The sequence below is a fragment of the Rhodococcus sp. Z6_132 genome (genome assembly GCF_058133635.1).
This window is the reverse complement of sequence record NZ_JBYUNP010000002.1, coordinates 505,495-517,960: the sequence shown is the minus strand read 5'-3', so window position 1 is coordinate 517,960 and position 12,466 is coordinate 505,495. Positions and strand designations below refer to the sequence as shown.

The following is a 12,466-nucleotide window of genomic DNA, read 5'->3' as shown; positions in this document are numbered from 1 at the left end:
TGCACCACCCGTCCCACCGGCGAGACGCCGCACTTCCGGTGCTGGACAGCAGGACGTGCGGCGACGACGAAGAGGAGACGATGTTGAGCGAAGCCACCGACCTGGTGATCCTCGGCGGAGGTTCCGGCGGGTACGCCTGCGCGCTGCGCGCGGCCGAGCTGGGCCTCACGGTCACGATGATCGACAACGACAAGGTGGGTGGCACCTGCTTGCACAAGGGCTGCATCCCGACCAAGGCCCTGCTGCACGCGGCCGAGGTGGCCGACTCCGCCCGTGAGGGTGACGCCTTCGGGGTGAAGACCTCCCTCGAGGGCATCGACATGAGCGGCGTCAACTCCTACAAGGACGGCGTGATCGCCAAGCTCTACAAGGGACTGCAGGGCCTGGTCAAGAGCCGCAAGATCACCGTCGTGGAGGGCACCGGCCGGCTGGTCGACAACACCACGGTGGAGGTGGACGGCGAGCGCTACACCGCCACCAAGGCCGTCGTGCTGGCCACCGGCTCCTACGCCCGCAGCCTGCCCGACCTGGAGATCACCGGTCGCGTGGTCACCAGCGACCAGGCGCTCAACCTCGACTACGTGCCCGAGCGGGTGGTGGTGCTCGGTGGCGGCGTGATCGGCGTGGAGTTCGCCAGCGTGTGGCGCTCCTTCGGCGCGGAGGTCACCGTGGTGGAGGCGCTGCCCCGCCTGGTCGCGCTGGAGGACGAGTGGTCCTCCAAGCAGCTCGAGCGGGCGTTCCGCAAGCGTGGCATCACCTTCAAGACCGGCGTGAAGTTCACCGGCGTGGAGCAGTCCGACTCCGGCGTCACGGTCAGCCTCGAGAAGGGCGACCCCCTCGAGGCCGACCTGCTGCTGGTGGCCGTGGGTCGCGGACCCCGCACCGCCGACATCGGCTTCGCCGAGGCCGGCGTGGAGATGGATCGCGGCTTCGTCCTCACCGACGAGCACCTCAAGACCAGCCTGGACGGCGTCTACGCCGTGGGCGACATCGTCCCCGGCCTGCAGCTGGCCCACCGGGGCTTCGCCCAAGGTGTTTACCTGGCCGAGCACCTCGCCGGCCTGGAGCCGGCGCCGATCGACGAGACCGGGATCCCCCGCGTCACCTACTCCAACCCCGAGGTCGCCTCGGTCGGGCTCACCGAGTCCCAGGCCAAGGAGAAGTTCGGCGAGGTCAGCACCGTCGTCTACGACCTCGCCGGCAACGGCAAGAGCCAGATCCTCAAGACCTCCGGCGGCGTCAAGCTCATCCGCGCCGGCGGCAAGGACGAGCAAGGTCCCGTGGTGGGCGTGCACATGGTGGGCGCCCGCGTCGGAGAGCTCATCGGGGAGGCTCAGCTGGTCTACAACTGGGAGGCCTACGCCGACGACGTTGCCCAGCTCATCCACGCCCACCCCACCCAGTCAGAGGCTTTCGGCGAGGCGCACCTGGCGCTGGCCGGCAAGCCCCTGCACGCACACTCCTAACCACCGTTAACAGCTTCACTCCGCTACGACTGACGAGGAGTCAGACGAAATGGCCTTCTCCGTCCAGATGCCGGCCCTCGGTGAGAGCGTCACCGAGGGCACCGTCACCCGCTGGCTCAAGCAGGAGGGCGACACGGTAGCCGTCGACGAGCCGCTGCTCGAGGTCTCCACCGACAAGGTCGACACCGAGATCCCCTCGCCGGCCGCCGGCGTGCTGCAGCGCATCGTCGCCGCCGAGGACGAGACGGTCGAGATCGGCGCCGAGCTCGCCGTCATCGCCGAGGAGGGTGAGTCCACCGACGACGGTGGGGACTCCGCCGACGACACCGCCGAGCAGGACAGCACCGAGGACGAGGACTCCGCTGCGGAGCCCGAGGCCGAGGAGTCCGGCGCCGAGGAGTCGAGCACCGAGGAGTCCGGTGCTGAGGAGTCCAGCCAGGACCAGGACGAGGCTGAGCAGGCACCGGCCGGTGGCGCCAAGCCCAACAAGGGTGGCTCCGGCACCGACGTGACCATGCCCGAGCTGGGCGAGAGCGTCACCGAGGGCATCATCACCCGCTGGCTCAAGCAGGTCGGTGACGAGGTCGCCGTGGACGAGCCCCTGGTGGAGATCTCCACCGACAAGGTCGACACCGAGATCCCCTCCCCCGTGGCCGGCGTGCTCCTGGAGCAGACCGCCGCCGAGGACGACACCGTCGAGGTCGGCGGGGTGCTGGGCAAGATCGGCTCCGCCGACGACGCCTCCGCCGGGGCCGACGACACCGACGACAGCGAGCCCGAGCAGGAGACCGCCGAGGGCGAGGCCACCCAGGACGAGACGGCGCAGCGCGCCGAGACCGACGACGCCGCGGAGGAGGCCGCCGAGGAGCAGGAGGCGGCCGAGCCGGCCAAGGCCGAGTCCACGCCCGCCGAGCCCAAGCCCGCCGAGCCCAAGCCCGCCGAGTCCAAGCCGGACGCGAGCACCTCGGCGGGGGACAAGGGCTCCGCGCCCTACGTGACCCCGCTGGTGCGCAAGCTCGCCAACCAGAAGGGCGTGGACCTCGACTCGCTCACCGGCACCGGGGTGGGTGGCCGCATCCGCAAGCAGGACGTGCTCGCCGCCGCCGAGGCCAAGGACGCCGACTCCCAGCAGGCCGCTCCGGCCGAGGAGGCCGCCAGCACCAGCGACACCGGCCGCTCCCCCGCGGCCACCGCTGGCGTGCGTCCCGAGCTGGCCGCCCTGCGTGGCACCAAGCAGAAGGCCAACCGGATCCGGCAGATCACCGCCACCAAGACGCGGGAGTCGCTGCAGACCACCGCGCAGCTCACCCAGACCTTCGAGGTCGACATGTCTCGGGTGGCGGCGCTGCGCACGCGGGCCAAGGCCTCGTTCCAGAAGTCCGAGGGCGTCAACCTGACGTTCCTGCCGTTCTTCGCCAAGGCCGTGGTGGAGGCGCTCAAGGCGCACCCCAACGTCAACGCCTCCTACAACGAGGACGCCAAGGAGATCACCTACCACGGCGCGGTGCACCTGGCGATCGCCGTGGACACCCCCAACGGGCTGCTCTCCCCGGTGATCCACAACGCCGGCGACCTGTCCCTGGCTGGGCTGGCCCGGGCCATCGCCGACCTGGCCGACCGCACCCGCAACAACAAGCTCAAGCCCGACGAGCTCTCCGGCGGCACGTTCACCATCACCAACATCGGCAGCCAGGGCGCCCTGTTCGACACCCCGATCCTGGTCCCGCCGCAGGCGGGCATGCTGGGCACGGGCGCCATCGTCAAGCGGCCGGTCGTGGTCACCGACGAGCTCGGCAACGACTCGCTGGCGATCCGGTCGATGTGCTTCCTGCCGCTCACCTACGACCACCGCCTCATCGACGGTGCCGACGCCGGACGCTTCCTGACCACGGTCAAGCAGCGACTGGAGGACGCAGCGTTCGAGGCTGACCTCGGTCTGTAGCGCCACGATGCGCGTGGTCGTCGCCGGCTCCTCCGGCCTGATCGGCACAGCCCTGATGGCTCACCTGCGCGCAGGTGGGCACGAGGTGCTGCGGCTGGTCCGGCGCACGGCGGGAGCCGGCGACGAGCACGAGTGGGACCCTGCGGCCGGCCACGGTGCCGACGCCGCGCTCGACGGTGCCGACGCCGTGGTGAACCTCTGCGGCGTCGGCATCGGCGACAAGCGCTGGACCGGCAGCTACAAGCAGCAGATCCGGGACAGCCGCATCGCACCCACCGAGGTGCTGGCCCGGGCAGTGCTCGCCCAGGGCGTGCCCACCTTCCTCAGTGCCAGTGCCGTCGGCTACTACGGCGACACCGGCGACGCGGTGGTCACCGAGGCGTCCCCGGCCGGACCGGACTTCCTCTCCCAGGTCTGCGCCGACTGGGAGGGCGCCGCCCTGCCCGCGGCAGCGGCCGCCCGCGTGGTGCTGCTGCGCACCGGGCTGGTCCTCGCCCCCAGCGGCGGACTGCTGGGCCGGCTCAAGCCGCTGTACTCCCTGGGTCTGGGCGGGCGCCTGGGCAGCGGCCGGCAGTACTACCCGTGGGTCTCCCTGGACGACCAGGTCGCCGCCATCGCCTTCGCGCTGGAGAACCCGGCCATCTCCGGCCCGATGAACGTCACGGGGCCGGCGCCGGTCACCAACGCCGAGTTCTCCCGTGCGCTCGCCGCGGTGCTGCACCGCCCCGCCCCGTGGGTGGTGCCCGGCTTCGCCCTGCGCGCCGCGCTCGGGGAGTTCGCCACCGAGGGCGTGCTGGCCGGGCAGCGGGCCGTGCCCGCGGTGCTGCAGCAGGCCGGCTACCGGTTCCGGCACGCTGACGTGGCGTCCGCCCTACGGGCAGCCTGCCGCTGAGCGCGCCGGGCGTAGCGTGTGCGCCCATGAGCGCACCCACCCGTTCGCTGCGGGCCGGCCACGACGCCGTGGTGGTCTCCCGGCACGGACTCCTCGACTACACCGAGGCCCTGGCCCTGCAGCGCGCCCACGCTGCGGCCCGCGCCGACGGCACCGGTCCGGACACACTGATGCTGCTGGAGCACCCGCCGGTGTACACCGCGGGGCGGCGCACCACCGACGAGGAGCGCCCCACCGACGGCACCCCGGTGATCGACGTGGACCGCGGCGGCAAGATCACCTGGCACGGCCCCGGCCAGCTGGTCGGCTACCCCATCATCGGGCTGGCCGAGCCGCTCGACGTGGTGGACTACGTCCGGCGCCTGGAGCAGGCCCTGATCACCGTCTGCGACGACCTCGGCGTGCCCACGGGACGCGTGGACGGCCGGTCCGGGGTGTGGCTGGCGGCCACCAGCACCCAGCCCGAGCGCAAGATCGCCGCCATCGGCGTGCGGGTGCAGCGCGGGGTCACCCTGCACGGGTTCGCCCTCAACTGCAGTGCCGACCTGCGCAGCTTCGACAGCATCGTTCCGTGCGGCATCACCGACGCCGGGGTCACCTCGCTCACCCGCGAGCTGAACCGGCAGGTCGAGCCCGCCGACGTGGTCGACGCCGTCACCACCGCGGTGCTGGCCGCGCTCGAGGGTGCGCTGCCGCTGACCGAGAGGGACCTGCCGCGGCGCCCCCTGCAGGTACCCGGCCTTGACCTGCACCTGGGTTCCCTGGCCAGCAGCCAACCCTGATCACAGGGTATGCATAGAGAATGAACGTTCGAGCGACGCGCCCCACGTGGACCGAGATCGACATGCTGGACCAGAGCGGCCGCACCATCGTGGTGACCGGTGGGACCGGGGCGCTGGGTCTGCGGTCGGCCTGTGCGCTGGCCGAGCGTGGGGGCAAGGTGCTCATCACCGCCCGCAACCCCGAGCGGGGGGCTGCTGCGCTCGAGGAGGTCACCGCCTGCGCCACCGGGCAGCGCCCCGAGCTGGTGCAGCTCGACCTGGGGGACCTCAGCTCGGTGCGCCACGCCGCGGCCGACATCCGCGAGCGCACCGGTGACTCCGTGCACGCGCTGATCAACAACGCCGGCATCATGGCTCCGCCGCTGACCCTCACGGTGGACGGCTTCGAGTCACAGTGGGCCACCAACCACCTGGGCCACGCTGCGCTCACCTGGCTGCTCTACCCCGCGCTGACCGCCACCCAGGGCGCTCGGGTGGTCACCGTCTCCAGCGTCACCGCACGCTTCGCCAAGATCTCCCCGCTGCGCCTGGACGCGCAGAGCCGCGGCGCCGACTACAACCCGCAGTCCGCCTACTCCCGCTCCAAGCTGGCCAACCTGCTCTTCGCCTTCGAGCTGCACCGCCGTCTGCGGGTGGACGCCCCGCACGTGCTGAGCGTGGCTGCGCACCCCGGCTTTGCCGCCACCAACCTGGCCAACAGCATGCAGCGCGGTCCGCGCAGCCTCACCGGCCGCGTCACGGAGTTCGGCATCGGCCTGCTGGGCCAGACGCCTCGCCGGGGTGCGCTGCCCCAGCTCTACGCGGCCACCGCACCCGGCGTGCTCAGTGGCGAGTACTACGGCCCCTCCGGGCTCGGGCAGCTGCGCGGCGCCCCAGAGCTCATCGGGCCCTCCCCCGTCGCGCAGGACGAGCGGCTGGCCAAGGTGGTGTGGTCGCTCAGCGGGCAGCAGTCCGGCATCGTTCCCGCGCCCAGCCTCATCCACCCGTCGGGACCGTCCAACCGCATCTCGCACGGCTGACTCGCCGCCCCAGGGGTGTCCGTTCGCCGGGCGTAGGATCCGGGACGTGACTGTGGCACCAGAGGGACGCAAGCTTCTCCGCATCGAGACCCGCAACTCCGAGACGCCGATCGAGCGCAAGCCGAGCTGGATCCGCACCACCGCGAAGATGGGCCCCCAGTTCACCGAGCTCAAGGGCCTGGTGAAGCGGGAGGGCCTGCACACGGTGTGCGAGGAGGCGGGCTGTCCCAACATCTACGAGTGCTGGGAAGACCGCGAGGCGACCTTCCTGATCGGCGGCGAGCAGTGCACCCGCCGCTGCGACTTCTGCCAGATCGACACCGGCAAGCCCGCCGCGCTCGACCGCGACGAGCCGCGCCGGGTGGCCGAGAGCGTGCAGGCGATGGGCCTGCGCTACTCCACCATCACCGGCGTCGCCCGCGACGACCTGCCCGACGGCGGTGCGTGGCTGTACGCCGAGACCGTCCGCCGCATCCACCACCTCAACCCGGACACCGGCGTGGAGCTGCTCATCCCCGACTTCACCGCCCAGCCCGACCAGCTGGCCGAGGTCTTCTCCTCCCGCCCGGAGGTGCTGGCCCACAACGTGGAGACCGTGCCCCGGATCTTCAAGCGGATCCGTCCCGCCTTCCGCTACCAGCGCTCGCTGGACGTCATCACCGCCGCCCGCGAGGACGGCCTGGTCACCAAGTCCAACCTGATCCTGGGCATGGGCGAGACCTTCGACGAGGTGACCGAGGCGATGTCGGACCTGCAGCAGGCCGGCTGCGAGATCCTCACCATCACCCAGTACCTGCGGCCCAGTCCGCTGCACCACCCCGTGGACCGCTGGGTCAAGCCGGAGGAGTTCATCGCTCACTCCGAGGCGGCCACCGCCATGGGCTTCTCCGCCGTGATGTCCGGGCCGCTGGTGCGCTCCAGCTACCGCGCCGGACGGCTGTTCACCCAGGCCGTCACCCACCGGGGCGACGCCGTGCCGGAGAACCTGCGCCACCTCGCCGAGGCCGGCACGGCTCGCCAGGAGGCCAGCGCGCTGCTCGCGCGCTGACTCCGGGCCACCGGCGGCGAGCGGAGGGTGCCTCCGCCGTATCCTGGGAGGCATGGCGAAGGGCAAGCCCGACAAGGCGGCAAAAGCAGAGGCTCGGCGCGTGCGCAAGCAGGCGTCGAAGGAGCGTCGTGGCCAGATGTGGCAGGCGTTCCAGATGCAGCGCAAGGAGGACAAGGCGCTGCTGCCGATCCTGGTGGGCACCGTGGTGCTCACCACCCTGGTGCTCTTCGGGCTCGGCTACCTCATCGGCATCCAGTGGCTCACTCTGCCGTTCGGCCTCGTCATGGGTGTGCTCATCGCGTTCGTCGTGTTCGGCCGCCGCCTGCAGCGCAGCGTCTACACCAAGGCCGAGGGCCAGCCCGGTGCCGCCGGGTGGGCGCTGGAGAACATGCGTGGCGCGTGGCGGGTCAAGTCCGCCGTCGCTGCCACCACCCAGTTCGACGCCGTGCACCGCGTGGTCGGGCGTCCCGGCGTCATCCTGGTCGCCGAGGGTGCCCCGCACCGGGTGAAGGGCCTGCTGGCGCAGGAGAAGAAGAAGGTCGCCCGCCTGGTCGGCGACACCCCCATCTACGACATCGTGGTGGGCAACGAGGAGGGCCAGGTTCCGCTGAGCAAGCTGCAGCGGCACGTGGCCAAGCTGCCTCGCAACATCGACACCAAGCGGATGGACACCATCGACTCCCGGCTGTCGGCACTGAGCTCGCGCGGCGGTGGCCCGGCCATCCCCAAGGGCCCCAACCCCGCCGGCGCCAAGATCCGCAACCCGCAGCGCACCGCCCGCCGCCGCTAGGACACCCGGGTGCCGGGGCCCGGTCAGCGCGGGATCAGCGGGAGCGGATCACGGCGGTGCTGGTGAGCCGGTCCTGCACGCCGCGGCCGTCGCCGTCGGTGAACAGCGCCGGCAGCACGAGCCCCACCAGGGCGACGCGCACGACGGAGCGCCACAGCCCCACCGGCGCCTCCCGGTCGACGCGGGCCACCCCGATGCCCACGGCGGCCTGGCCGGGCGTCATCGAGAACAAGGCCACCGAGATGATCGACACAACCGCCCAGACGGCCAGGTTCCAGGACATCGACCCGATCGCCGCGGCGATCACCGTGGCGATGGCCCAGTCGATGGCCAGCCCCCCGGCCCGACGGCCCACGGTGGCCAGCGCACGTGGCCCGGTCTCGGGCAGCCCCAAGCGTTCTCCCCGGTAGCGTGCGGGCTTGCCGTCGGCTCCCATGGGCAGCCCCGCTGCCGATCCGGACAGCCAGGAACCGGTGATTCGTGCCATGCGGTCCAGGGTAGGCGGGCCCGCACGGGGCAGGGACCACCCCTCCCGCCCCGTCCCCGTAACATTGGCGAAACATACGGTTGACTACCGGGCAACAAGGCCTGTTTACAGTCAGAGCCCGTTGCAAACCCGCACGCTCTTGCCGCGCGGGACCGAGCGAAGGAGCCACTAGGTTGTTCAAAAATTCTGAAGAGGTCCTGAAGTACCTGGCTGACGAGGACATCGAGTACGTCGACATCAGGTTCTGTGACCTGCCCGGCGTGATGCAGCACTTCACCGTGCCGGCCAAGGCCTTCACCCAGGACGTCTTCGACGACGGCCTCGCCTTCGACGGCTCCTCGGTGCGTGGGTTCCAGTCCATCCACGAGTCCGACATGATGCTGCTGCCCGACCCGGCGACGGCGCACCTGGACCCGTTCCGTGCCGCCAAGACGCTGAACATGAGCTTCTTCGTGCACGACCCGTTCACCCGCGAGTCCTACAGCCGCGACCCCCGCAACGTCGCCCGCAAGGCCGAGGAGTACCTGGCCAGCACCGGCATCGCCGACACCTGCTTCTTCGGGGCCGAGGCCGAGTTCTACATCTTCGACTCGGTCACCTTCGACTCCCAGCCCAACGGCACGTTCTACAAGCTCGACGCCGAGGCGGGCTGGTGGAACACCGGCCGCGAGAACGAGCTGGACGGCTCCCCCAACCTGGGGCACAAGACCCGCTACAAGGGTGGCTACTTCCCCGTGGCCCCGGCCGACCACTACGTCGACCTGCGCGACACGATGTCCACCAACCTGCAGAACGCCGGCTTCGAGCTGGAGCGCCTGCACAGCGAGGTGGGCTCCGGCGGCCAGGCCGAGATCAACTACAAGTTCAACACCCTGCTGCACGCCGCCGACGACGTGATGCGCTTCAAGTACATCATCAAGAACACCGCCAAGGCCGCGGGCAAGACGGTGACGTTCATGCCCAAGCCGCTCTTCGGTGACAACGGCTCCGGCATGCACTGCCACCAGTCGCTGTGGAAGGACGGCGTGCCGCTGTTCCACGACGAGGCCGGCTACGCGGGCCTGTCCGACGTGGCCCGGCACTACATCGGCGGCATCCTGCACCACGCCCCGAGCCTGCTGGCGTTCACCAACCCGACGGTGAACTCCTACCACCGCCTGGTGCCGGGCTACGAGGCGCCGATCAACCTGGTGTACTCCCAGCGCAACCGCTCGGCGTGCGTCCGCATCCCGATCACGGGCAACAACCCCAAGGCCAAGCGCATCGAGTTCCGCTCCCCCGACTCCTCGGGCAACCCGTACCTGGCCTTCGCCGCCATGATGATGGCCGGTCTGGACGGGGTGAAGAACAAGATCGAGCCCGCCGCCCCGGTGGACAAGGACCTCTACGAGCTGCCGCCCGAGGAGGCCAAGGACATCGCGCAGGCTCCGACCTCGCTGCCCGCCGTGATCGACCGCCTCGAGGCCGACCACGACTACCTGCTCGAGGGTGGTGTCTTCACGCCCGACCTCATCGAGACCTGGATCGAGATGAAGCGCACCAACGAGATCGACCCCGTCCGGCTGCGCCCGCACCCGTACGAGTTCTCCCTGTACTACGACTGCTGAGCACCTGAGCTGATCGACCGAGTGCCCGCACCAGTCCTGGTGCGGGCTCTCGGCGTTGGTGTGTGTGGAGGGGTGGCGCGATGTTCTCGACGGCGGGGCTGCTGATCGGGGTGGCCGTGCTCGGCCCGAGCCTGCTGCTCCTGGTCGCACCGCCCCGGGAAGGCCTGGCGGCACTGGGTGCGGGCACCACCACCACCGACCGGGTGCTCACCGTGCTGGAGCGGCTGGGCCAGGCGGGGGCGCTGGTGGCGCTGGCGCTGACCGGCGACCGGTACTCCGCGCCGCTGGACGGCTGGTTCGCCGTGGCCGCGGCGCTGCTGGCCGGCTACTACGCCCTGTGGCTGCGGTACCTGCTGCGCGGACGGCACCCGTCGCTGCTGTTCGGCCCGCTGGCCGGGGTGCCGGTGCCGCTGGCGGTGCTGCCGGTGCTTGCCCTGGGCTGCGCAGCGGCGTGGGGTCGCTCGGTGTGGCTGGGCACAGCCGTGGTGGTGCTGGCGGCCGGGCACTGGCCCACCAGCTGGCGCACCTGGCGGCGGCTCGAGCAGCCGACCGCCGCCTCGGCGTGAGCTCCTAGCCGCGGGTGGGCACCACGATGGGCACCTGGGTGCGGGGATGGCGGATGACGTCGATGGACACCCCGTAGAGCTCGGAGAGCAGGTCGGGGCGCAGCACCTCCTCAGGGCTGCCACAGCCCACCACCCGCCCGTCACCGAGCACTACCACGCGGTCGGCGTGCACCGCGGCCGCGGACAGGTCGTGCAGCACCACCACCACGGCGCAGCCCTGCTCGGCGCGGCGGCGCATCAGGTCCATCACCGCCTCCTGGTGGCCGATGTCCAGCGCCGCGGTGGGCTCGTCCAGCAGCAGCACCTGGGTGTCCTGGGCCAGCACCCGCGCCAGCGCCACCCGGGCGCGCTCGCCGCCGGAGAGCTCGGTGAACCGGCGCTGGTCGAGGTGGGCGACGTCGGCTGCGGCCATCGACGCGGCGATGATGCGCTCGTCGTCAGCGGGCATGCTGGTCGCCGCCCAGGGGTGGCGCCCCATCGCCACCACCTCGTGGGCGCTGAAGGGAAAGCCCACCCCGTGCTGCTGCGGCAGCACCGCGCGGCGCCGGGCCCGCTCCCCGTCGGAGAACCGGCTGAGCTCGCGCTGGTGCAGCTGCACGGTGCCGGCCGCGGGTGCCACGTCGCCGGCGAGCACGCCGAGGGCGGTGGACTTGCCCGCCCCGTTGGGACCCACCAGCACCAGCACCTCCCCGGCCCGCACCTGCACCGTGAAGTCGTCCAGCACGGTGCGCCCGCCGCGGCGCACCACCACATCGGCGCAGCTGAGCAGCGGGGTCCCGGCCGGCGCGGTCGCCGGTGCACCCTCGGGGGCACGCCCGAAGGGCAGGCGCATCACGACCAGCCGCCCTGGCGAGCGCGGGTGCGCAGGATCAGCACGAAGAACACCGGACCGCCCACCAGCGCGGTGAGCATGCCCAGCGGGAGGTCGGCGTTGTGCACCAGGGTGCGGGCGCCCATGTCGGCCACCAGCAGCACCAGGGCACCGGCGACCGCGCTGGCGGGCACCAGCAGCCGGTGGCCGGGGCCGACCAGCATGCGCACCGCGTGCGGCACCACCAGGCCGACGAAGGCGATGATGCCGGTGAACGCCACGGCGGCGGCCACCAGCAGCGCGACCAGGGCGACCACGGACAATCGCAGCCGCTCCACGTTGACGCCGAGGTGGCGCGCGGGGGCCTCCCCCAGGGCCAGCAGGTCCAGCTGGTGCGACAGCAGCACGGCTGCGAGAGCTCCGAGCACGATGGGTCCGGTGGCGAGGGCCACCGCCTCCCAGGTGGCGCTGCCCAGGGTGCCCAGCTGCCAGAACACGATCTGGTCGCGGGCGGTGGGTGAGCTGATGTAGGTGAACAGCGCGATCAGCCCGCCGGCGACGGCGTTGATGGCCACGCCCGCCAGCACCAGCGTGATCACGTCGGTGCGCTGGTGGGAGCGCGCCATCGCGTAGACCAGCATGGTGGTGAGCAGGCCACCGACGAAGGCGGCACCGGCCACGCCCCACACCGCGGTGCCGGCGCCGCCGATGACGATGGCGGCACTGGCCCCCACCGCCGCCCCGGAGGACACCCCGATGACGCCGGGCTCGGCCAGGGGGTTGGCGAAGGCGCCCTGCAGCAGGGCCCCCGCGCAGCCCAGCGCCGCCCCGACCAGCAGCCCCAGCGCCACCCGCGGGAAGCGGACGTGCCAGAGGGTGTCGGTGGCCGCCGGGTGGGCGGGGCTGTCCAGCCAGTCCAGGCCCACCCCGTGCAGCAGCACGCCGAGCACCTCGCTGGGCGAGGTGGGGACCTGCCCGATGCAGGCGGCGAGGATGGCCGCGGCCACCGTGGCCAGCACCAGGACAGGCAGCAGCGTGCGGCGCAGCGTGGGCTGC

Annotated in this window: 12 protein-coding genes; 9 read left to right on the top strand and 3 right to left on the bottom strand. The window is 71.8% G+C overall.

Annotated features, from left to right (window positions below; all coding sequences use genetic code 11):
• The first annotated feature begins 80 nt into the window (after positions 1-80).
• From lpdA to AC3YO9_RS09050, 7 genes are read left to right on the top strand one after another with little or no spacing between them, the layout of a single operon-like run.
• Complete coding sequence (lpdA, locus tag AC3YO9_RS09080) at positions 81-1,466, top strand: dihydrolipoyl dehydrogenase (RefSeq protein WP_489982926.1); 1,386 nt, start codon at positions 81-83, stop codon at positions 1,464-1,466.
• 49 nt (positions 1,467-1,515) lie between these two features.
• Positions 1,516-3,408 carry a 2-oxoglutarate dehydrogenase, E2 component, dihydrolipoamide succinyltransferase gene (gene sucB / locus AC3YO9_RS09075; protein WP_489982925.1) on the top strand — a complete coding sequence of 631 codons (1,893 nt, stop codon included), beginning with the start codon at positions 1,516-1,518 and terminating at the stop codon, positions 3,406-3,408.
• A 7-nt stretch (positions 3,409-3,415) separates the two neighbouring features.
• Complete coding sequence (locus tag AC3YO9_RS09070; protein ID WP_489982924.1) at positions 3,416-4,300, top strand: TIGR01777 family oxidoreductase; 885 nt, start codon at positions 3,416-3,418, stop codon at positions 4,298-4,300.
• A 26-nt stretch (positions 4,301-4,326) separates the two neighbouring features.
• On the top strand, positions 4,327-5,082 hold the full coding sequence (gene lipB, locus AC3YO9_RS09065; protein WP_489982923.1) for a lipoyl(octanoyl) transferase LipB: 756 nt from the start codon (positions 4,327-4,329) through the stop codon (positions 5,080-5,082).
• A 20-nt stretch (positions 5,083-5,102) separates the two neighbouring features.
• On the top strand, positions 5,103-6,101 hold the full coding sequence (locus AC3YO9_RS09060) for an oxidoreductase (RefSeq protein ID WP_127783373.1): 999 nt from the start codon (positions 5,103-5,105) through the stop codon (positions 6,099-6,101).
• 46 nt (positions 6,102-6,147) lie between these two features.
• On the top strand, positions 6,148-7,149 hold the full coding sequence (lipA, locus tag AC3YO9_RS09055; protein WP_489982922.1) for a lipoyl synthase: 1,002 nt from the start codon (positions 6,148-6,150) through the stop codon (positions 7,147-7,149).
• Between the two features lie 52 nt (positions 7,150-7,201).
• Complete coding sequence (locus tag AC3YO9_RS09050; RefSeq protein WP_127783375.1) at positions 7,202-7,939, top strand: DUF4191 domain-containing protein; 738 nt, start codon at positions 7,202-7,204, stop codon at positions 7,937-7,939.
• A 34-nt stretch (positions 7,940-7,973) separates the two neighbouring features.
• Here AC3YO9_RS09050 and AC3YO9_RS09045 read toward each other — a convergent pair whose 3' ends face one another.
• Entirely contained in the window at positions 7,974-8,426 is a 453-nt protein-coding gene (locus AC3YO9_RS09045; RefSeq protein WP_489982921.1) for an RDD family protein, read from the bottom strand.
• A gap of 173 nt (positions 8,427-8,599) precedes the next feature.
• Here AC3YO9_RS09045 and glnA point away from each other — a divergent pair, with 173 nt between their 5' ends.
• Both glnA and AC3YO9_RS09035 read left to right on the top strand, forming a co-directional pair.
• Positions 8,600-10,033, top strand: a complete 1,434-nt coding sequence (gene glnA / locus AC3YO9_RS09040) for a type I glutamate--ammonia ligase (protein ID WP_127783377.1) — start codon at positions 8,600-8,602, stop codon at positions 10,031-10,033.
• Positions 10,034-10,113: 80 nt separating this feature from the next.
• Positions 10,114-10,599 carry a hypothetical protein gene (locus AC3YO9_RS09035; RefSeq protein WP_489982920.1) on the top strand — a complete coding sequence of 162 codons (486 nt, stop codon included), beginning with the start codon at positions 10,114-10,116 and terminating at the stop codon, positions 10,597-10,599.
• A 4-nt stretch (positions 10,600-10,603) separates the two neighbouring features.
• Here AC3YO9_RS09035 and AC3YO9_RS09030 read toward each other — a convergent pair whose 3' ends face one another.
• Both AC3YO9_RS09030 and AC3YO9_RS09025 read right to left on the bottom strand, forming a co-directional pair.
• Entirely contained in the window at positions 10,604-11,431 is an 828-nt protein-coding gene (locus AC3YO9_RS09030) for a heme ABC transporter ATP-binding protein (RefSeq protein ID WP_489982919.1), read from the bottom strand.
• A complete protein-coding gene (locus tag AC3YO9_RS09025; RefSeq protein ID WP_489983450.1) occupies positions 11,431-12,456 on the bottom strand; it encodes a FecCD family ABC transporter permease in 1,026 nt (341 codons plus the stop codon). Before AC3YO9_RS09025 ends, AC3YO9_RS09030 begins: the two co-directional genes overlap by 1 nt.
• Between the last annotated feature and the right edge of the window lie 10 nt (positions 12,457-12,466).